Here is a 19,624-nt window from a genome sequence, read left to right on the forward strand (position 1 = left end):
CGCACCTCTTCAGAATTTCAGCGTAACCGAACCGCTGAACACGTGAATGTCGCCGTCTGCGGTAACGTCTTCTTCATTGCCGTTATAGTCGACAATGGTGAAATCACGCTCTTGCAGCTTCTGGTACTGGTAACCAAGGTCCACGCGAACGGGGTAGGCCAGAAGACGGGTGCGGTTGAATGTGGCGCTTAAGCCAAGCCCGACAGAAATCTTGTCTGTGTCCAGGTAGTTGATTTCCGGGTTTCGGGTGGTTTTCAGAGGGGATTCTTCATAGGCGACGCCGGCACGCAAACTGAAGTTATCGTTCAGCATAAACTCGCCACCGAGACGGGGAATCAGGGTGTCGTCAAACTGCATGCGGGCAGCAGGGGAGAGGCGGTTCTGATCCTTGATGGTGTCGCTGGCAAATTCATCTTCCAGTTCTGACCAGTTCTGTTGTTCTACGCTGCCCCCGATACGCCAGCCGTCACCCTGATACTGGGTACCAATGACCCAGGTTTCCGGCTGAAAGGAGTCGATCGTGGTGACCGCAAGCGCAAGCCCCGGGTCGGGAATCGTCTGGTCGACAATGACGTTTGCGTCGACACTGGTGGAAGCCGATGATTTTGCGCGGTAAGCCAGGGCCGTTTCCCAGCCGCTCAACCAACAGCCGCTTTCAGGGCAGAAAGTTTTGCCCCAGTCGATGGAGGTACTGAGAATCGACTTTACAGAGGGTTCGGCATTGACTGACAGGCGCTCACGTCGTGTCTCACCGGCCAGGTTCGATAACGTATCCAGCTTGGCTGTGGCTTCGAGGGTGACTCTTGCCGAGATTCCGGCGTCAATACCTCGCCAGATGTTGGTGGCACCACCGATATTGAGGAACAGGGGTTCCCTGCCATACTCCATGAACTGGCCGCTTTCTGATGTGTTTGAACTGAAGGCCAGCAGTTCCTTGCCATACTTCTCTACTCCCGCGATGAAGCCAAAGTAAATGGGGTGCTTAAAACGGGTCAAGGAAGAAAGATTTGTTTTCATGCCGATGAGCACATGCTGACTCGGTGAGTCGGCGAGTACGTCGCCATCCCGCAGGGGGCCATCCGCTCTCAGTTCCTGTTCTGCATGAAGCAGGCCTAGGGTCAGCTCTCCCCGGGGATCTTTTGTCAGATAAGCCGGGTTATAGTAAGTGGCAGACACCTGATCGTTGAACATAGACAGGGATTGCGCTGTAGCCACGTCGGCTGCCATTACCCCGTAGGTGGTGCCGATATTGCCCATGCTGGCCTGAGTGGGAAAAGAACCCCCAGCGGACAGAATTGCGATTGCAAGGCAAGAGGTAGGGCCCTTAGTAAAAAGGGGAGTCTTAGGCATTAGTATGCTCCGTTTTCTCGTTATTGTGGTCAGTACATCTATACAGCGCTTGTTGAGGCGGTCAGATGCTGTTCAGCAAAAAAGCTTACTTAAACTGTTTTTTCGGAACATTGGCCCTCTTGACGCCACAGATCGTCTTTAACTCAGCCAGGCTTTTTCGTGAGAAAGGTTTTGAAAGGACGTCGCTCAAGTAGATTGCCGAAGCGCTGCTTGTCGAGCTGATGCGCCGGGGAGTCGACCTGGTTACCGCAGAGGTCGAGTCGGCTTACGCCAGCTCGGACGACCCGGTTGAGCGTTTGCGTCTTTGTATCAACGCACATCTGCGAGCCCTGTTGTTAGGTTCGGATGCGGTTTACGTGCTGTTGTTTGAATGGCGGGCGCTGGGCCCGGAGGCTAGTAAGGAAATCATCGAACTGCGTGACCAGTACGAGTCCCTGTGGGCCGGTATCCTCGAAACAATGATTGCGCAGGGCGTGGTCCGGCAGAATGTTGACGGCCGTTTGCTTCGCCTGATCGGCCTTGGGGCGCTCAACTGGGTTGCAACCTGGTTCGACCGGAACGGAGTCCATTCACTCGACGCCATTGGTGATTTTATCTGGCAGATCGCTATGGACGGTGTCATCAATAAAGGTGTCCAGGCATGATCTGGATTCGCCGGCATGGACGTACCAGTCAAAGCAACAGCGCTACCGCCAGCAGTCGCTCTGGCAGTGTCCCAGCGATCAGATCGGCAGTCAGTCGGATCAGTTATCGCTGCTGTCCGACAGGTAGGCGCCGTCCTCGTCATGGACTTCCTGGCCGGTCACCGGCGGGTTGAAGGCGCAGATCAGGCGCATGTCCTCGGTGCCACCGTACAGGGTGTGCTTGTCGTGGTTGTCCAGGGCGTAGAGGGTACCGTCGGTAATCTCGTGAACTTCACCCGTGGCGAGGTCCTTGATGCGCCCGTTACCGGCAACGCAGTAAACGGCTTCCAGGTGGTGCTTGTACCAGAAAGTGTGCTCGGAGCCTGCCTTGATGATGGTTTCGTGGAAGGAAAATCCCATTCCGTCCTTCTTGAGCAGCAGGCGGCGGCTGGTCCACTGCTTGTCGCTGACTTCACGCTCGGTACCAATGATGTCCTGAACTTTAACGATTTTCATGGGCGTATCTCATGGTTGGTTGGTCAGAATCGGGTGAAACAACTTTATAGTATAAACATTAGGCATCTATATATTTCAAGTGGCCCTTTCCTCCTGCCACTGGTCATACCCCTCTAGCGCTTCCCGGCTGTCATTGCCCGGTGTGGCCCGCTCCGCACGCCGCGAGAGGCTTAACGTACGCTATTTTCCGTTTCGTGAGGTGGCCCCTTGACACGTGCGTCACCGACTCTGCTGGATCGCGTTCTGCGACGATGGCGGGTGACGCATGGCCTCACTTGCCTGCAGCGCCGGAGGCGTGGACCTCCGGCGCATCATCAGCGCCGGAACAAGGGCGGCCAGGAAGATCGCGCCGACGATAAAGAAGCTGTCCCGGTACCCCAGCATGTTGCCCTGGCTGTAGATCACGCGGCCAAGATAGTTCATCGCCCCGGCCTGGCGTATCGCTTCCGGCACGCCAGCCTGTGCAAGCAAGCCGGTTACTTCGTGCAGCATAGCGGTCGTTGCACTGTTGCCTGCATGCTGTGCCGCCGTGAAGCTGTCTACGTAGAGCTGAGATCGCCGCTCCAGAGCGATGGAGAGCAGGTTGACACCAAACGCCCCGCCGAGTTGGCGCACGAAGTTGATGGCGCCGGAGCCCTGACTGAGTAGCGTCATGGGGAGCGCCTTGAGGGCGCCGGCGTTCAGGCTCGGCATGATGAAACCAAGGCCGATACGCCCCAGCATGATCCACCAGGCGAACAGCCAGAACGAGGTATTGGTATCCACGTTGCTCATAAGAAACGATGACAACGCGAAAATCACAAGCCCAAACATGACCGTGGCATAGGCGGGTGTCCTGTCAGTCAGCCGCCCCGCGATGGGGAAGACCAGGGCCAGAATCAGCCCCGCCGGCATTAGCAGCAGGCCCGAGCGGGTCGGCGTGTAGCCCTGGATCGTCTGGACGAACAGCGGGATCAGGAAGGTCGAACCGAAGATGCCTGCTCCGAAAATGAAGGCCACGACGGAGGCGCCCGCATAGACCCGGTTCGTGAAGAGCTTGAGATTGAGCATGGGTGCGGACGTGCGCAGCTCCCAGACGATGAAGCCGATGCCCGCGACCAGGGCGATGGCGAAGTCGCGCAGGATGGGGTCGGAGATCCAGCCGTCACGCTGCCCGTTCGACAACCCGTTGAGCAGGGTCACGAGAAACACCGTCATCAGTCCAAAGCCGATCCAGTCGAATTTGCGCGGCGGACCGGAGGTTGCGCGCCCCGGCATCAAGATCGCGGCCATAAACAGGCCGATGAAGCAGAAGGGCACGGCCATGAAGAAGACATAGCGCCAGCTGAAGCTGTCGACCATGATGCCGCCAAGCGTCGGGCCAAGCGCCGGGGCCAGCACCACACCAATGCCGTAAATTCCCATGGCCGACCCGCGTTTCTCCGGCGGGAAGACCAGGAAGATCGTCTGCATGGCGAGCGGCTGGAGGATGCCGGCCGCGCCGCCTTGTAAAACACGGGCCAGGATCAGCACGCCCTCGGCGGGGGCGAGCCCGCCCATGGCGGAGGCGGCGATAAAGACTGTTAGCGCCAGCATAAAGGTCGCGCGCTGGCCGAGGGTCTCGACCATCCAGGCATTCAGCAGCATGGTCCCGGTCATTGCGGCGAGGAAGCCGGTGGAGAGAAGTTGCGCCTTGTCCTGGCCCATGCCGAAAGCGCCCATGATATCCGGCAGGGCTACATTGACGATGGTGGCGGTCAGGATAGTGGCGATCGTGCCCATCATGACCGTCGCCGTGACCAGCCAGCGATAGGACGGGCCGAAGCGGGCGAATAGCCCCTCGATACTGTCCGGCCGGGGCGCGCTAGTCATCGGCTCTCGCCTCCAGCTCCACCATCATACCCGGCTTGAGTTCGCCGCCGTCCTGCTGCACCGCGATGCGCACTGGCAGGCGCTGGGTGATCTTGGTGAAATTGCCGCTCGGGTTGGGGTTGGGCAGCAGGGCGAACTCGCTGGTGGCGGCCTGCCCGACGCGCGTGACCGTGCCCTCGAAGCGCCGACCTGGCAGGGCATCGACAGTGATCGTCACGGTCTTTCCCGGCCGGAAGAATCGGATGTCGGTCTCTTTGACGTTCGCCTCGACGCGCACCCGCTGCGGGTCATGCACCATTAGCAAACGCTGGCCGGGGGTGACGTATTCGCCCTTGTCCACGAAGACCCGGTCCACAACGCCGTCGAATGGCATGACGAGGGTGCGGTCTTCGAGGTCGAGCGCCGCCCGGGACTTTTGTGCATGCAGCCGCTGTTCCTCCGGGCCGAGTTCGGCGAGCTGGGTGTGGAGCACCGTGACTTCCCCGCGCGCGGCTTCAGCCTCGGCAAGGGCGGCGCGGGCATTTTCCAAGTCCGCCTGGGCACTGAACGCCTGTTGTTTTGCCGTCTCCAGCGCCGCCCGCGTCTGGTCCAGGCGCGCACGGTTGATGGCGCCGCTCGGCGCCAGCTTCTCCGCCCGGTCATTGTCCTGCCTGGCAAGATCGCGTTGCGCCGTCGCTCCTGCCAACGCGGCCTCCGCAGCCCTCACCGCTGCCTGTTTGGCGGTAATACGACTTTGCGTCTGACGGTCGGTGAGAGCGATGCGCGCTTCGATTTCCTCGCGGCGGCGGGCAATCCCGGCGAGTTGCGCGGCAAGCTCCTCGACGCGGAGGCGGCTTTCCCGGTCGTCGATCCGCATCAAAACCCTGCCTCTCTGCGCGGCATCCCCCTCGGTCACTTCGAGCGCCGTCACCCAACCGGGAACCCGGCTGCTCATGGCAACAATGTCCGCGGCGACACGGGCGTCCGTCACAAAGACATGGGTGAACTGCTGATACAACCACCAGCCGCCTCCTCCGAGAACGATCAGCGCCGCCAGAATCGCGCCATACCGTCGCCATGGCCGGGTGCGGACAGGAGGTGAAACCGCCTCTGACCCAGCCTCCGTCTCCTTGTCGGGGACTGTGCGCAGATCGGTTTCCGGATCGTCGCCCTGGCGTTCGAGATGGGTCACATGCTGGTCCACGGCCTACCCCTCATCGGTCTTCGTCCGCAAGCCGCATCGCCCTTGGCGTGCCGCCCAGCTTGCCGGCGATCTGCTCCAAGACCTTCAGGCAAGTCGTTACCTCGGCTTGGGATAGGTCGGAGAAGATTTGCGCGCGCACCGCCGCTGCGGTTGCTTCGATGCGTTCCAGAACAGGGGCGGCCTCCGCGCGCAGGTGAACCGATTTGGTGCGGCGGTCGCTAGCTTCTGTCCGGCGTTCGATCAGCCCCTCGGCTTCCAGCCGGTCCAGCGTGCGTACCAGGGTCGGCCCCCGCACCCCGACCGCCTCGGCCAATTCACGCTGGGTTGCCGCCTGGGGCAGGCGAGAGAGATGTAACAGGGTCAACCAGCGGGACTCGGTGAGGCCAAAGGTGGCCAGCCGCCGGTCGATTTCGGCGCGCCACAGCCGGGCGACCAGCCCGAGGCGAAGGCCGAATTGTTCTTTATCGTCGAGGGGCTTCGTCATCTCATTGCCTGCATCATTAGGTAGCTGTACTATAATCAATAGATAGCTATGTATCAAATAGCGAGGGATGTAGCACCCGAAGGCTGCACTGTCTAGAGCAGAGGACCGGGAAAGGCGATCCATCCCGATCACACAAAGGAGCACCACGATGTACCGGACGATCCTCCTGGCCTATGACGGCAGCCGGCAAGGCCGTGAGGCGCTGGATCAGGGGGCCGAGCTGGCTTCGCTTTGCCAGGCTCGTGTCTATCTCCTCGCCGTCGTCGCCCATGAACTGGGTGTCGCGCTCGCTGAAGCGGCGGCCCCCTCAGACCTGCCGGAGCGAGAATATCAGGAAGTGCGCCGCGTGCTGACGGAGGGCGCGGAAGCGCTGCGGCGGGCGGGGCTTTCCGTCGACACGCGCCTCGCTGCGGGCAACCCCGCCGAGGAGATCGGCCGAATGGCGCACGAGGTCGGCGCGGATCTGGTCGTGGTCGGTCACCGTGAACAGAGCGCGATGGCCCGGTGGTGGCACGGCTCCGTCGGCGCTTCGCTGCTCGCCCACGCGCCATGCAGCCTGCTGGTGGCCGTTGCGGACCGGTAGTTGTCAAGGAATATGTCGCAGGGTCTTCATCAAGGTCTTCGCCGGCTAGGCTGAGGAGAAAGCCCTTGATTCAGGTGTTAATCGGTTGGCGGCCACTGCTGCGCAGCATGTAACACGCGCAGTATTCGTACCGTCAAGGCATCCTCCTGGTACACGAGGATATAGTTCGACCAGGCGACGAGTTCCCGGGTCCCTTCAACCCGACCAGGGCGGCCTATTGTGGGGAACTCCGGCAGCTTTTCAGCTTTCATCTCGATATCATCTTTTACGCGCTGTGCTGCATCGGGATTGTCATCAGAGATGTAATCGACAATCCCTAGCAGATCGGTACGAGCCAGTTCCAGCCATTCCAGTTCAGGCACGGCGACGCTTTCTGTCGATCAACGCTTGTGCCTCATCCATTACCTGTTGATGAGGAACGGTAGGTCGGGCATCAGCCAGGGCCTCTTTCACTTTATCGCGGAACCAGGCGTCATGGGCTTCCGGATCAGCCGTTAACCCAACGGGCAATCCGCCCTCTTTGGTTACGCGGGTTAGAAGGATGCGGACGGCATCTGATACCGTCAAGCCGAAGCTGGCGAGCTTTTCCGCTGCATCAGCCTTCAGCTCGTCGTCCACACGAACGTGCAGCATTGAAGTGTGAGCCATGATGAATTCTCCGTTTGTCATGCGTAACTCTACTTTGTATCTCAAATGCGATACAGTCAAGCTGTAGATATTAGCAAAATCACTGCGTTTGGTCAGATGCCAGTATTTTATAGATTGTTGACCGGCCTATCTTTAACCTCCTGGCGATCTCCGTAGCCCCCACTCCCTGGCTGTGCAGGGCACGGACTCTATCCTTGTCCACCCTGGGTTTACGGCCAAACTTGACCCCTTTGGCCTTGGCCTCCAGGCGGCCCTCGTTGGTGCGTTCCAGTATGCGCTGACGCTCGGGCTTGGGCCACGGCCGACAGGATGGTGACTACCATCTTGCCCATGATCCCCTCGGTGCTGATCCCATCGTCGAGGAACCGGATAGCCACACCCATGTTGTCGAACTCTTTGATGAGCTGGCCCGGAGTTGCGTCAATACAAGATCGAATAGCACTGGGATGACATTATTCACATTGCCGGTTCGCTCAAACTGGGGACCGTGCAGGCCTCCGTGGGATGCGCTGGAAGCGTAACTGGAAGCGTTTTACCCCAAAGGCGGTGGGCCGGGGGCGCCCACCCATGGGCCTGGGACGAATGTTGCGGCTGTATGTTAGTGGCCCCAACAGTGCTTTGGCTTCTCGGACCAAGGCATCGAGGATGCGATTTACGACAATCAGGCGATCCGGCGTTTCGTTGGCATTGACCTTGGCCGGGAGTCAGCACCGGATGCGACCACCTTGCTCAAGTGTCGCCGATTGCTGGAGCGCGAAGGGCTCACCGGCAAGCTGTTTGAGGCGATCAACGCTCATCTGGCTGGGCAGGGGCTGATGCTACGCGAGGGCACCGTGGTGGACGCGACGCTGCTTGCCGCATCGCCGTCCACGAAAAACCGGGCCAGAAAACGCGATCCGGAAATGCACCAGGCTCGCAGCCTGCTTCACGGCGAAGAAACAGACGTTATGTACCTGTGCTGGGTTGTGTCAGCCAGCGGTTAAGCTAACATCCGGCACAAGCTGATTTTTCTTCTGCTGGCATTGAGCCTGCTGGGGTCCGGATTTGCAGCATTGCCAACACCTGGATCAGCCTGACCGCTGCCAATTGAGAAGACGCGATGAAAAGATATCCTTACGGTTTTTCAGCAGCCTGGGCGCTTACGCTGATGTTCGCGATGGCCAGCCCCACGGTGGCAGCTCAGGCTGCACCGGATGAACAGAAAGAAACCGTTAACTGTGCGTTGATCCGGGACGGCATCCAGCGACTTGCCTGCTATGACGCCCAGAATGACCCCATTGCCGCCAGAAAAGCGGCGGACGAAGACACGTTACAGCAGGCGGATGAGGAAGCCGCTATTCCGGTGGCTGATGATGCCCGGCGGGAGCAGATCGTCAGCGATGCTCTTGAGGACGACTCAGACACCGGTCTGATGACAGCCCTGGTGGATAATTACCTGACCGCGGAGAAGGCAATTTTTTCATTCACCGGCAGTTTTGTGACCCACCGCCCCAACTACATCCTGCCATTCACCTATGTGGACGACCCTAACCCAAGGCCCACCAGCCCGAGACTGGGCCCCGCCGGCTATGACTTCGCTCTGGAAGAGGAAGAGGCGAAATACCAGATCAGTTTCAAGATTCCACTGCTGACTGGCATTTTTGATGATCGAACCACCTTCTGGTTTGGCTATACCCAGCAGTCCTACTGGCAGGTGTACAACACCAAAGACTCCGCTCCCTTCCGTGAAACCAACTACGAGCCCGAGATTTTCTTCCGGCACCGGCTGGACTGGGATCTTGGGCCTGGCACTCTGAGTGCGGTGTCTCTGAGCTTCAATCACCAGTCTAACGGTCAATCAGAACCCCGGTCGCGCAGCTGGAACCGGATCATGGGCACCGCGGCTTACAGCTATGACCGCTGGCTGTTTATGGTTAACCCCTGGTTCCGGCTGCCGGAGAGTGGCAGCGATGACGACAACTCGGATATCGAGAAGTATCTCGGACATGGTAGTTACCACGCGGTTTACAAGCTGACAGAGGACCGCACGTTCTCGCTGAAGCTTTTGAACAATATGCGTTCTACCAATCGGACGTCGGTGGAGTTCGGGTACAGTTTCCCGATGGGGGATACGATGAAGGGCTTTTTCCAGTACTACAACGGGTATGGGGAGAGTCTGATTGATTATAACGAGCGTATCGAGCGGTTTGGCGTGGGGATTCTGCTGAATAACTGGTTCTAGTCGGAGTGTGCCCGGCGCAACTCCACGCTGCCATGCATCAGGTCCGTCAGGCCATGGTGCTGAGTGTTCGCCGGAAGCGGGTCAGGGCCAAGGCAAAAAGGGTACTCCCGATAACGGCGATGGCCAGGAATTGCGGCCACACGGTGGCGAGGCCCGCGCTACGATACAGAATGGCCTGGGCCAGCATTACAAAGTGGGTGTTGGGCGCGGCGAGCATGATGTACTGGACGGCCTCCGGCATGCTCTCGCGCGGCGTCGAGCCCCCGGAGAGCATCTGCAGCGGCAGCAGCACCAGCATCAGCAGCAAGGCAAACTGCGGCATGGACCGGGCGACGGTGCCCAGGAAGATGCCCATCGAGGTGGTCGCGAACAAATGCAGCGCAGTCCCGACCAGGAACAACGCGAGCGAGCCTTCGATGGGCACGGACAGCCAACCCTGCACCACCGCAGTCAGTGCGAAGGCGGTGGCGGCAAGGACGACCAGCGCCATCGCCCATACCTTGCTGCTCATGATCTCGAAAGGCGTGACCGGCATGACCAGCAGATGCTCGACGGTGCCGTGCTCGCGCTCACGGATGAGCGCCGCGCCGGTGAGGACGATGGAGAGCATGGTCACGTTATTGATGACCTGCATGATGGCGCCGAACCACGACTTGTTGAGCTGGGGATTGAAGCGCATCCGCAGCGCCAGATCGACCGGCAACTCCGGAACCTCGCGATAACGCTGCGCGAAGGCGCGCACCTCGTCGGTGACGATGGTCTGGATATAGCCGCTGCCGGTAAATGCCTGGCTCATGCGCGTGGCATCGACGTTGAGCTGGACCGTGGGCCGCTGCCCTGCCAGCAGGTCACGCTGGAAGTTGGGCGGGATGTCAAGAGCGAAGGTGTCGAGGCCGGCATCCATGCGGGCGTCCATCTCGGCCTGCTCGATCACCTCGGGGAGAACAAAGTACGGCGGGTAAAAGGCGCTGACGATGCGCCAGGACAGCGGCGAGCGATCCTCATTCACCACCGCGATCGGCGCCTTGTTGAGGGTCTCCGGCATGGCCGTGGCCGCCGTGTAGACGGAAACGGTGAAGGCGTAGACGATCAGCACCAGCATGATCGGGTCGCGGACAAGGCTGCGCAGCTCCTTGACACCGAGATGGCAAATATTGGCAAGGCGCATAGACTATCGCTCCTGCTTCTTGAGCAGCGCGGCGGACAGCCCGATCAGGACCGGCACGGCCAGCGCCAGTGGGAGAAAGGCGCCATGCAGGTCGGAGAAGTTGAGGGCCTTCGAGAAGGTGCCGCGCGCGATCGTCAGGAAATGCGTGGTCGGATAGACCTCGCCGATCAGCCGGCCCATCCCTTCCAGGGACGAGACCGGGTCGATCATGCCGGAGAAGTTCGCCGCCGGCAGGATGGTGAGCACTGCCGTGCCGAAGATCGCCGCGATCTGGCTGCGCATGAAGGTGGAGATCAGCAGCCCCACGGCCGTGGCGGCACCAATATAGAGCAGCGCACCCACCGCCAACGTCAGGAAGCTGCCCTTCAGCGGCACGCCGAAGACGGTCACCGCGAGCAGCGTGAGCAGCAGGAAGCTCAGGAAGGACAGGACCACGTAAGGGAACTGCTTGCCGAGCAGGAACTCGAGCCGCGTAGTGGGCGTGACGTAGAAGTTGGTGATCGAGCCGAGCTCCTTCTCGCGCACCACGCTGAGCGCCGCGAGCATGGCCGGGATCAGCATGAGCAGCAGCGGGATCACCGCCGGTACCATTGCCACCAGGCTCTTGACGTCCGGGTTATAGCGGAACCGGGTCTCGATATTGACGAGCCCCGCCAAAGCCTCGCCGTAGCCGGCCTCGCGCGCCTTGGTCGCCAGCCAGTGGGCATGAATCCCCTGCACATAGCCGCGGACGGTCTCGCCCCGTGTCGGCATGGCGCCGTCGATCCAGGCGCCGGTCTCGACCCGCCGGCCCCGGGCAATGTCGCGCGCGAAGCCCGGCGGGATCTCGATCGCCAGACTGATGTCGCCTTCGCGCATTCGCCGGTCAAGATCGGCATAATCGGTGATCGGCGGCCGCTCGACGAAGTACCGGGAGCCGCTGAGGTTGAGCGTATAGTCGCGGCTGACGGTGGTCTGGTCGCGATCCAGCACCGCAAAGGTGAGATCCTCAACATCGAGGCTGATCCCATAGCCCATCACGAACATGAGGATGACGCTGCCGAGCAGCGCCAGCGTCAGCCGGATGGGATCGCGGCGCAGCTCCAACCCTTCACGCCGGGCGTGGCTGATCATGCGCCGGGGATCGAACATGCGCCGCCAGCCCTGGGGTTCGCCATGGCCTGCCGACGCGTTAACCGTATCGAGCGACGCTGTTTGCTCCTCTCCGCCTTCGCCCTCCCCCGACGCCTCCTCCAGATGCGCGACGAATGCCTCTTCCAGGGTCTCTGCGCCCCGCTGCTGCACGATATTCGCCGGCGTGTCGGTGACCAGCACCCGGCCCGCATGCATCAGCGAGATGCGGTCGCAGCGCTCAGCCTCGTTCATGAAGTGGGTGGAGATGAAGATGGTCACCCCGTCACGGCGCGACAGCTCGACCAGCCTGCGCCAGAAGGAGTCGCGCGCCACCGGGTCGACACCTGAGGTGGGCTCGTCGAGGATCAGCATCTCGGGCTTGTGGATCATGGCGACCGCCAGGGACAGGCGCTGCCGGTGGCCGAGGGGCAGCCGGCCCGGCAGGCTGTCGATCACAGCCGCCAGATCGAAACGTTCAACCATGTCGTCCACTCGCCCTGAAACCTCGGCAACGGGCACGTGAAACAGCCGGGCATGCAGCTGCAGGTTCTGCCGCACCGTCAGCTCGGTGTAGAGCGAGAAAAACTGGGACATGTAGCCGACCCGGCGCCGGGTCGCGAGGTCGTGCGGGTCCACCTCGTGTCCGAACAGCCAGGCGCGGCCTTCGCTCGGCGGCAGGAGGCCGGTCAGCATCTTCATGGTCGTGGTCTTGCCGCAGCCGTTGGAGCCGAGAAAACCGAAGATCTCACCCCGTGGGACACGCAGGTTCACATGATCGACCGCGGTGAACTCGCCGAAGCGCATGGTCAGGTCCCGGGCCTCGATGGCGGCATCGCCATCGTCTTCCGGCCGAGGCGGAATCTCGACCGCCCGATAATCCCGGCGCTTGTCTTCCGGCAGCAGCCGGATGAAGGCTGCCTCCAGCGACTCCGCCTCCGTGCTGTGCAGCAGGCCTTCGGGCGTGTCGCTGGCCAGCACCCGCCCATCGTCCATCGCCGCCAGCCAGTCGAAACGTGCCGCCTCCTCCATATAGGCCGTGGCCACCAGCACGCTCATGCCGGGCCGGGAACGACGGATGCCGGCGATCAACTCCCAGAACTGGCGTCGTGAGAGGGGGTCGACACCGGTGGTCGGCTCGTCGAGGATGAGCAGGTCCGGGTCGTGGATCAGCGCGCAGCAGAGGCCGAGCTTCTGCTTCATCCCCCGGACAGCTTGCCCGCCGCCCGATCGAGAAACGGCTTGAGCCCGGTGGCCCCGGTCAGCGCCTCGATGCGGCGCTCCCGTTCGCCGCCGTCATGCCCGAACAGGCGCCCGAAGAAGTCGAGGTTCTCGAATACCGTGAGTGTCGGATAGAGGTTCCGTCCCAGGCCCTGCGGCATGTAGGCGATACGCGGGCCGACTCGGCGGCGATGGCGCGCATCGGCCATATCGCCGCCGAGCACTGCGACCTGTCCCGTCTGGACCGCGCGGGCGCCTGCGATCAGCGCCAACAGACTTGACTTGCCGACCCCGTCCGGGCCGATCAACCCGGCCATGCAGTTCGCCGGGATGTCGATAGTGACCTCGTCGAGGGCACGCGCCTTGCCGTAGCGCAGGGACACATCCCGCAGGCGGGCAACCGGCGCGGCAGCCCCCCCCGCCATCCTCGATCTGTGCATGCTCCCCCCGGCTCATTGCGGCAGTCTCGTCTGCAGTTCAGGCGGCCAATCCACCCGCGGGTCGAGCCGCACATAGGCCATGCCCGGCAGGCCGGTCTTGACCTGGAGGAGGTGCTCTCTGAGCAGGTCCGGGGCAATCCGCGCCTTGATGCGGAACATCAGCTTCTGGCGCTCTTCTTGCGTCTCCACCGTCTTGGGCGTGAACTGTGCGACGTCCGCGACGAAGGAGATTTCGACCGGGACCACGTATTGTGGAGCGGCGTCGAGCACGAGCCGCGCCTCGGCCCCGAGCGCGACCCGCCCGGCCTGTTCCGTCGGCAGGAAGAAGGTCATGTACACATCGGTGAGATCGACCATGTTCAGCACCACGCCGCCCGGGGAGAGAACCTCGCCGGGCTGAGCGACGCGGTACTGGACGCGCCCGTCACGCGGCGATTTCAGCACGCTGTCGTCGATATCCGCCTGAATGCGCTGGAGGGTGGCCCGCGCCGCTTCCACCGAGGCCTCCGCGGCAATGACATCCGACCTGGCCCGCCCTATGGCGGCTTGCGCGGCCGCCGCCTGCGCCTCCGCGGCACCGACCGCAGCCTTCGCCGCCGCGGCCGCGGCACGGTCGTCATCGAGCTGCGCCTCGGAGGCGGCATTTTTTGAGGCGAGCTCCCGGGTACGGACAAGCCGTTTTTGCGCGGCGTCGAGCTCGGCCTTCCTCTGGGCTATAAACGCCTCGGCGGCCTGCCTCTCGGCCTCGCGCTGGGTCACCAGGCTTTGCGCGGTCTCGATGCCGATGAGCGCCCGTTGCAACTGCGCCTCGGCCTCCCGGAGCTGCGCTTCCAGGACGGCCGTGTCCATTTTCGCCAAGACCTGGCCGGCGCGGACGAAGTCGCCCTCGTTGACCAGGATCTCCCGGATCCGGCCTGCGGTCCTGGCCGCGATATCGATCTCAACCGCCTCGATCCGACCGTTTCCGGCGGCGAATCCGTCGGGCAAGTCCTGCGGTTGAAAATGCCACCCGGCCCAAACGCCCAGCCCAATGACAATCGCAGCGGGGACGCCTCGAATACCTGCTTTCATGAACTTTTTCACGTCTTGGATTGCTCCACGCCAGTTGGCTCACTCATTCTTGATCATTGAATTGAGACTGAGCGAGATCTTTGTAGACCCACATCTGAAGCTGTACCTTACGCACGAACCACAGCAATTAGGCTGACCCACATCATTTTTGTCGACAAACAAATATCCGGGCGAGATTCCCAGTTTCCCTATTATCCCAGTTTATAATCATGGGTAGTAACTACGCGGACTGCTCAGAGATAGAGTTTCTATCCATGGGTAGTAAAATGGGTAGTATTGAGCGGCGATGGCTGTGAAAAATACACCAAGCAACTGTTTATAAATGCTTTTTAATTTTTATTCGTCGAGCAGGTGCAGAATCTGGAGTGAGGTATGAGCCGGGGCGGTTGGTGCCACCCCGGCGTTCGTGCGGTTTACTCCGCCGGCTTGATGGCCAGCAGGTCGGTCCGCAAATGCGTGAGCACCTTTTCGGCCGTGTTGCCGATGACCCGGGCAGCCAGGCCGGTTTTGCCGGTGGTGCCGATGACGACCATGTCGGCCTTGATCCTGTTGGCAACGCTCGGGATGATCTTTTGAGCAGGGCCAGATTCGATGTGGACCTGTTCCGGCGTCAGGTGCCAGGTGTGGCACAGGTGCTCAATGTGCGGTTTCAGCGCCGCTTCCCGTTTTCTGGCGTGAGCCACCGGGTCAATGATGTCCAGGTCCGCCAGAACCACCGATGTATGAAGCGCGTGCACCAGGTGCAGCTCCGTTCCCAGAGCCTTTGCCAGATGCCACGCGCGATCAATAATGCGATTGTTCAGGGCTTTCTTCACGGGCTTGTCGGAACTCAGGTCCACCGCCGCTAAAATCGGGCAAGCCTTGTTCCATTTTTTCTCAGCCACCAGCATCACCGGTGCCGGGCATTCGCGAATCAGGTGCCAGTCGGTTGGGGTATACAGGAAGGTTTCTGAGCGATGGCCGGTTTTCACCACGGCGCCGATTTTCTCTTTCTGGCATTGGGCAATTACCCACAGGTGAATGTGTTTTTCCCAGACCGTTCGGGCATGGATCTTCAGATCATTGCAATCGGCCAGCGCCAGCATCTGTTCCAGCCATTTCTGGCGATGCTCCATGAGTGCCTGCCTGGCACGTTGTTGCACCTCCGGGTCGCCCGGCAGGGCATCCAGGTATTCATGCACAAACGCCACGACCTCCACCGCTGCGCCCGTTGCCCGGGCCAGTGCCACGCCACGGGCGAGGGCGGTTTGGTCTTTATGGTGGTGGTCCATGATGATCAGGAGTTTTTCCATGTCGGTATCCGTTTACTGTGGGTGTTTTCGGTCATACTAACAGCTGAACCCGGGCCGGGATGCGGAGATAAGTCAAACCCCGTATAATTTGCCGCTTTCTGGCCATGCGTGTTGGCCGCAAACTGTTGTTCAGGAGTCTTCAAGCCATGAAGCAGGCCGGTGGGCAGGGTACCCTGTTTGTGATTTCCGCTCCTTCCGGCGCGGGCAAGACCAGCCTCGTGTCGGAAATGCTCCGTCAGGATTCCCAGTTGGGGGTGTCGGTATCCCACACCACTCGCCCTATGCGCGATGGAGAGCAGGATGGCGTGAACTATCACTTCATCAGCCGGGATGAGTTCGAGGCCATGATTGCCCGGGGTGATTTCCTGGAGCATGCGGATGTTTTCGGCAACTACTATGGCACTTCCCAGGTGTGGGTGCGGGAAACTCTCGCTACCGGGCAGGATGTGATCCTGGAGATTGACTGGCAGGGGGCGGAACAGGTGCGCCGGCTGATTCCGGAATGTGTGAGCATTTTCATTGTGCCGCCCTCGGCTGAAATCCTGCGCCAGCGGCTTGTTGGCCGTGGTACTGATGCGCCGGAAGTCATCGAACGGCGGCTGTCGGAGGCGGAGGAAGAGTGCCGGCACGCGGTCGAGTTTGATTACCTGGTGGTCAACGATGACTTTGCCGTGGCATTAGCTGATCTGCTGGCCATTGTCCGCAGTCAGCGGCTGAAAATGGCCACCCAGCAGGTTCGCTACGGTGAGTTGCTGCGGGACTTGTCCGCTCACGGGTGATGGTGGTTTTCACTGTATACAAATTGAGCCGGGGCCAGTAAACTACGCGGTCTGCTAAATCAGTGATTCTTTTTGTTCGGGGAAGATAATGGCACGAGTTACCGTTGAAGATTGTCTGGAAAACGTAGATAACCGATTCCAGCTGGTCATGCTGGCCACCAAACGCGCCCGCCAGATCGCCACCAAGGGTGCCGAGCCGATGGTTGCGGAAGAGAATGACAAGCCGACCGTTATTGCCCTGCGTGAGATTGCAGAAGGCAAGGTGACCCGCGATCTTCTGCTGGAAGAAGACGACGACTGAGTTCGTCCGGTTGCCGGCGATGCGTAAAAATACGTGCCGGTAATTGAGAAGCATTGAAATCTGCCTCCGCAGTTTTATAGTGTAACTATAGAACCTGCCAGGAAGGACAACGGAAGCCCGGATGCACGCATTCGGGCTTTTTTGTCCCCGGTACACTGAGAACGATGGAGGCGCGGTGGTCGCAGCAGAGGCAACGGTAGAAGAACTGGCCAGAGAGCTCAGTTCCTACCTCGATACCAATCGCATCAATCAGGTGCGACGGGCTTACTATTACGCCGAGCAGGCCCACGAAGGCCAGATGCGTAAAAGCGGCGACCGTTATATTACCCACCCCCTGGCTGTGGCCGGAATTCTTGCCGACCTCCGGCTCGACCATCAGAGCCTGATGGCAGCCATGCTTCACGATGTCATTGAAGATACCGGCATTCCAAAAGATGCGCTGGCAGAACAGTTTGGAGAGGATGTGGCCGAGCTGGTAGATGGAGTCTCCAAGCTGACCCAGATTGAGTTCCGCTCCCGGGCGGAGGCCCAGGCGGAAAACTTCCAGAAGATGACCCTGGCCATGGCCAAGGATATCCGGGTGATTCTGGTGAAGCTGGCGGATCGTCTGCACAACATGCGCACCCTTGGCCCAATGCCGTACGAGAAGCGCCTGCGTATCGCCACTGAAACCCTTGATATCTATGCGCCCATTGCCAATCGCCTGGGCATGCATTCCATCTGTACCGAGCTTGAAGATCTGGGCTTTTCCTCGCTCTATCCCATGCGCGCCAAGTACATTTCCAAGGCGGTGGAGAAGCTTCGTGGCAGTCACCGGGAGATCATTGAAGACATCCGGGGAAAGCTGCAGGAAAAGCTGGAGGAGCGTGGGCTTCCGGGCCGCATTCTGGGGCGGGAGAAACACCTGAACTCCATTTATAACAAGATGAAGTTCAAGCAGAAATCCTTCCATGAAATCATGGATGTGTATGCGTTCAGGATTATTACGGATACCGAGGACAACTGTTATCGCATACTTGGCGCCGTACACAGTCTTTACAAACCCCTGCCCGGGCGTTTCAAGGACTACATTGCCATGCCCAAGTCGAATGGCTATCAGTCCATCCATACCACCCTGTTCGGCATGCACGTGAACATCGAGATCCAGATCCGGACCGAGGAAATGGAGCACATTGCCAACAATGGTATTGCTGCCCACTGGATGTACAAAAACGAAGCCTCCGGCGTGACCACCATCAATCAATCCCGGGTAGATCGGTGGGTGAAGGGGCTCATGGAAATGCGCGAACGCGCGGATGATTCCATGGAGTTCATTGAACACGTCAAGGTTGACCTGTTCCCGGACGAGATCTATGTGTTTACGCCCAAGGGCCGGATCATGGAGCTGCCAAGCGGGGCCACCCCGGTGGACTTCGCCTATGCAATCCATACCGATATCGGCAATGCCTCTGTGGCGTGTCGGATCAATCGCAATCTGGCATCTCTGAGTCAACCGCTGCAAAGCGGGCAGACGGTGGAAATCATCACCGCGCCTGGCGCCCGCCCGAATCCTGCCTGGCTCAGCTTCGTGGTGACCGGCAAAGCCCGAAGCAGTATTCGGCATGTGCTCAAAACCCGTAAGCGGACCGAGTCCATGGAGCTGGGTCGCACCCTGCTCAAACGTTCGCTCAAGGGTTTTGGTGCCAAACTGTCGGATATCAGCGATGCTCAGAAACAGGCGGTGGTTAATCACAACCAGGTCAACAGCTTTGATGATCTGATCAGCGATATTGGTCTGGGTAACCGTATGGCCTATCTGGTGGCCCGTCAGTTGGTGTCTGGCAATGACGTGATGGACGCGCCGGCCAACCTGGAAAATGCCCCGGACAGCAAGCAGGGCGCCGTCACCATACGCGGCACCGAAGGGCTCTTGGTACGCTTTGCCAATTGTTGCAAACCCATTCCCGGGGACCCGGTGGTTGGTGTGATGGACTCTGGCAACGGCATGGTAATTCATTCAGATACCTGTTCCCGCCTGCCTGAGGACGATGAAGGCCGTGCCCGGCTGACCCACCTGAAGTGGGCCAAGGACATTACCGATGAATTCTCGGTGGAGCTTCGGGTTGAACTGGAGCGCCAGCGCGGGGTGATTGCCGAAGTAGCGAACGCCGTTGCCATGGCAGACGGAAACATCGAGCGCATCAGTGTGGAAGACCAGAACGCGCGCTTCGGCATCGTCAGCCTCGTGGTGCATGTGAATGGCCGCAAGCATCTGGCGCGGGTGATGCGCAGGGTCCGGAACATTCGTGCAGTGACCCATATCGGCCGGGTTCGGCACTGAGACCTTTGCGTGGTTGACAGTGGCTACGCCCAAAGGTGACGATTGGCGTTTTGGAAAAGAGGAAATTGCAGGTCATGACCAACAAATCTGTTATCCAGACCGAAAACGCCCCTCAGGCGATTGGTACCTACTCTCAGGCTGTTAAAGCCGGGGACACCGTGTATCTGTCTGGCCAGATTCCGCTGGACCCGGAAACCATGGAAGTGGTGGCGGGCGACTTTGCCGCCAAGACCCGTCAGGTGTTCGAGAACCTGAAAGCCGTGTGTGAAGCGGCCGGTGGCGAGCTGAAGGACATCGTCAAACTGAATATCTACATGACGGACCTGGCCAACTTCGCCACTGTCAACGAGATCATGGCCACCTATTTCCAGGAGCCGTATCCGGCACGCGCCGCCGTCGGTGTAGCCGCGCTGCCGAAAGGCGTTCCGGTGGAAATGGAAGCCGTTATGGTGCTCAGCTAAGC

Annotated in this window: 17 protein-coding genes and 3 pseudogenes; 8 read left to right on the forward strand and 12 right to left on the reverse strand. The window is 60.4% G+C overall.

Going from position 1 to position 19,624, the window contains the following annotated elements; all coding sequences use genetic code 11:
- Positions 1–9: 9 nt before the first annotated feature.
- A complete protein-coding gene (gene aupA, locus QPL98_RS09745; RefSeq protein WP_303293166.1) occupies positions 10–1,350 on the reverse strand; it encodes an alkane uptake protein AupA in 1,341 nt (446 codons plus the stop codon).
- Positions 1,351–1,571: 221 nt separating this feature from the next.
- On the opposite strand from aupA, the gene QPL98_RS09750 reads away from it, so the two are divergent.
- Positions 1,572–1,994, forward strand: coding sequence for a TetR/AcrR family transcriptional regulator C-terminal domain-containing protein (locus QPL98_RS09750; protein ID WP_011784155.1), 423 nt, complete (start codon positions 1,572–1,574; stop codon positions 1,992–1,994).
- A 99-nt stretch (positions 1,995–2,093) separates the two neighbouring features.
- Here the strand turns inward: QPL98_RS09750 and QPL98_RS09755 are convergent, their stop codons facing one another.
- The 4 genes from QPL98_RS09755 to slyA all read right to left on the reverse strand — a co-directional run bounded on the left by QPL98_RS09755 (position 2,094) and on the right by slyA (position 6,007).
- Entirely contained in the window at positions 2,094–2,489 is a 396-nt protein-coding gene (locus QPL98_RS09755; protein ID WP_011784156.1) for an ectoine synthase, read from the reverse strand.
- A 219-nt stretch (positions 2,490–2,708) separates the two neighbouring features.
- Positions 2,709–4,340 (reverse strand): DHA2 family efflux MFS transporter permease subunit, encoded by a 1,632-nt coding sequence (locus QPL98_RS09760; protein WP_303293167.1) that lies wholly within the window; start codon positions 4,338–4,340, stop codon positions 2,709–2,711.
- Positions 4,333–5,523, reverse strand: a complete 1,191-nt coding sequence (locus QPL98_RS09765; protein WP_053115219.1) for an HlyD family secretion protein — start codon at positions 5,521–5,523, stop codon at positions 4,333–4,335. The genes QPL98_RS09760 and QPL98_RS09765 overlap by 8 nt, the downstream gene beginning before the upstream one ends.
- Before the next feature lie 10 nt (positions 5,524–5,533).
- A complete protein-coding gene (slyA, locus tag QPL98_RS09770) occupies positions 5,534–6,007 on the reverse strand; it encodes a transcriptional regulator SlyA (RefSeq protein WP_053115220.1) in 474 nt (157 codons plus the stop codon).
- A gap of 148 nt (positions 6,008–6,155) precedes the next feature.
- On the opposite strand from slyA, the gene QPL98_RS09775 reads away from it, so the two are divergent.
- Positions 6,156–6,590, forward strand: a complete 435-nt coding sequence (locus tag QPL98_RS09775; protein WP_303293168.1) for a universal stress protein — start codon at positions 6,156–6,158, stop codon at positions 6,588–6,590.
- Positions 6,591–6,667: 77 nt separating this feature from the next.
- Here the strand turns inward: QPL98_RS09775 and QPL98_RS09780 are convergent, their stop codons facing one another.
- The 3 genes and pseudogenes from QPL98_RS09780 to QPL98_RS09790 form a co-directional block, all read right to left on the reverse strand.
- Positions 6,668–6,952 (reverse strand): type II toxin-antitoxin system RelE/ParE family toxin, encoded by a 285-nt coding sequence (locus QPL98_RS09780; RefSeq protein ID WP_011784161.1) that lies wholly within the window; start codon positions 6,950–6,952, stop codon positions 6,668–6,670.
- Positions 6,945–7,241, reverse strand: coding sequence for a type II toxin-antitoxin system RelB/DinJ family antitoxin (locus tag QPL98_RS09785; protein ID WP_031209720.1), 297 nt, complete (start codon positions 7,239–7,241; stop codon positions 6,945–6,947). The genes QPL98_RS09780 and QPL98_RS09785 overlap by 8 nt, the downstream gene beginning before the upstream one ends.
- Positions 7,242–7,317: 76 nt before the next feature.
- Positions 7,318–7,645: pseudogene (locus tag QPL98_RS09790) on the reverse strand (helix-turn-helix domain-containing protein); the annotation flags it as partial.
- Positions 7,646–7,786: 141 nt separating this feature from the next.
- Between QPL98_RS09790 and QPL98_RS09795 the strand changes: the two are divergent.
- Positions 7,787–8,155, forward strand: a pseudogene (locus QPL98_RS09795) (transposase); the annotation flags it as partial.
- 239 nt (positions 8,156–8,394) lie between these two features.
- Positions 8,395–9,459 carry a phospholipase A gene (locus tag QPL98_RS09800; protein WP_223268867.1) on the forward strand — a complete coding sequence of 355 codons (1,065 nt, stop codon included), beginning with the start codon at positions 8,395–8,397 and terminating at the stop codon, positions 9,457–9,459.
- A gap of 46 nt (positions 9,460–9,505) precedes the next feature.
- On the opposite strand, the gene QPL98_RS09805 is transcribed toward QPL98_RS09800, so the two are convergent.
- From QPL98_RS09805 to QPL98_RS09820, 4 genes and pseudogenes are all read right to left on the reverse strand, one after another.
- The gene (locus QPL98_RS09805; protein ID WP_011784164.1) at positions 9,506–10,627 is read right to left on the reverse strand and encodes an ABC transporter permease; all 1,122 of its coding nucleotides are present in this window, start codon (positions 10,625–10,627) and stop codon (positions 9,506–9,508) included.
- 3 nt (positions 10,628–10,630) lie between these two features.
- A pseudogene (gene rbbA / locus QPL98_RS09810) lies at positions 10,631–13,383 on the reverse strand (ribosome-associated ATPase/putative transporter RbbA).
- Between the two features lie 27 nt (positions 13,384–13,410).
- The gene (locus tag QPL98_RS09815) at positions 13,411–14,469 is read right to left on the reverse strand and encodes an HlyD family secretion protein (protein ID WP_011784165.1); all 1,059 of its coding nucleotides are present in this window, start codon (positions 14,467–14,469) and stop codon (positions 13,411–13,413) included.
- 413 nt (positions 14,470–14,882) lie between these two features.
- Positions 14,883–15,761 carry a universal stress protein gene (locus QPL98_RS09820; protein ID WP_303293169.1) on the reverse strand — a complete coding sequence of 293 codons (879 nt, stop codon included), beginning with the start codon at positions 15,759–15,761 and terminating at the stop codon, positions 14,883–14,885.
- A 146-nt stretch (positions 15,762–15,907) separates the two neighbouring features.
- On the opposite strand from QPL98_RS09820, the gene gmk reads away from it, so the two are divergent.
- The 4 genes from gmk to QPL98_RS09840 all read left to right on the forward strand — a co-directional run bounded on the left by gmk (position 15,908) and on the right by QPL98_RS09840 (position 19,622).
- On the forward strand, positions 15,908–16,540 hold the full coding sequence (gene gmk / locus QPL98_RS09825; protein ID WP_303293170.1) for a guanylate kinase: 633 nt from the start codon (positions 15,908–15,910) through the stop codon (positions 16,538–16,540).
- Positions 16,541–16,628: 88 nt separating this feature from the next.
- Positions 16,629–16,841, forward strand: coding sequence for a DNA-directed RNA polymerase subunit omega (rpoZ, locus tag QPL98_RS09830; protein ID WP_011784168.1), 213 nt, complete (start codon positions 16,629–16,631; stop codon positions 16,839–16,841).
- A gap of 121 nt (positions 16,842–16,962) precedes the next feature.
- Positions 16,963–19,161: a bifunctional (p)ppGpp synthetase/guanosine-3',5'-bis(diphosphate) 3'-pyrophosphohydrolase gene (locus QPL98_RS09835; protein ID WP_014420405.1), complete on the forward strand. Its 2,199-nt coding sequence runs from the start codon at positions 16,963–16,965 to the stop codon at positions 19,159–19,161.
- Positions 19,162–19,235: 74 nt separating this feature from the next.
- On the forward strand, positions 19,236–19,622 hold the full coding sequence (locus QPL98_RS09840; RefSeq protein ID WP_011784170.1) for a RidA family protein: 387 nt from the start codon (positions 19,236–19,238) through the stop codon (positions 19,620–19,622).
- The last annotated feature ends 2 nt before the right edge of the window (positions 19,623–19,624 follow it).

Origin of the sequence: Marinobacter sp. ST-43 (assembly GCF_030541085.1) — a bacterium.
Lineage (GTDB): Bacteria > Pseudomonadota > Gammaproteobacteria > Pseudomonadales > Oleiphilaceae > Marinobacter > Marinobacter nauticus.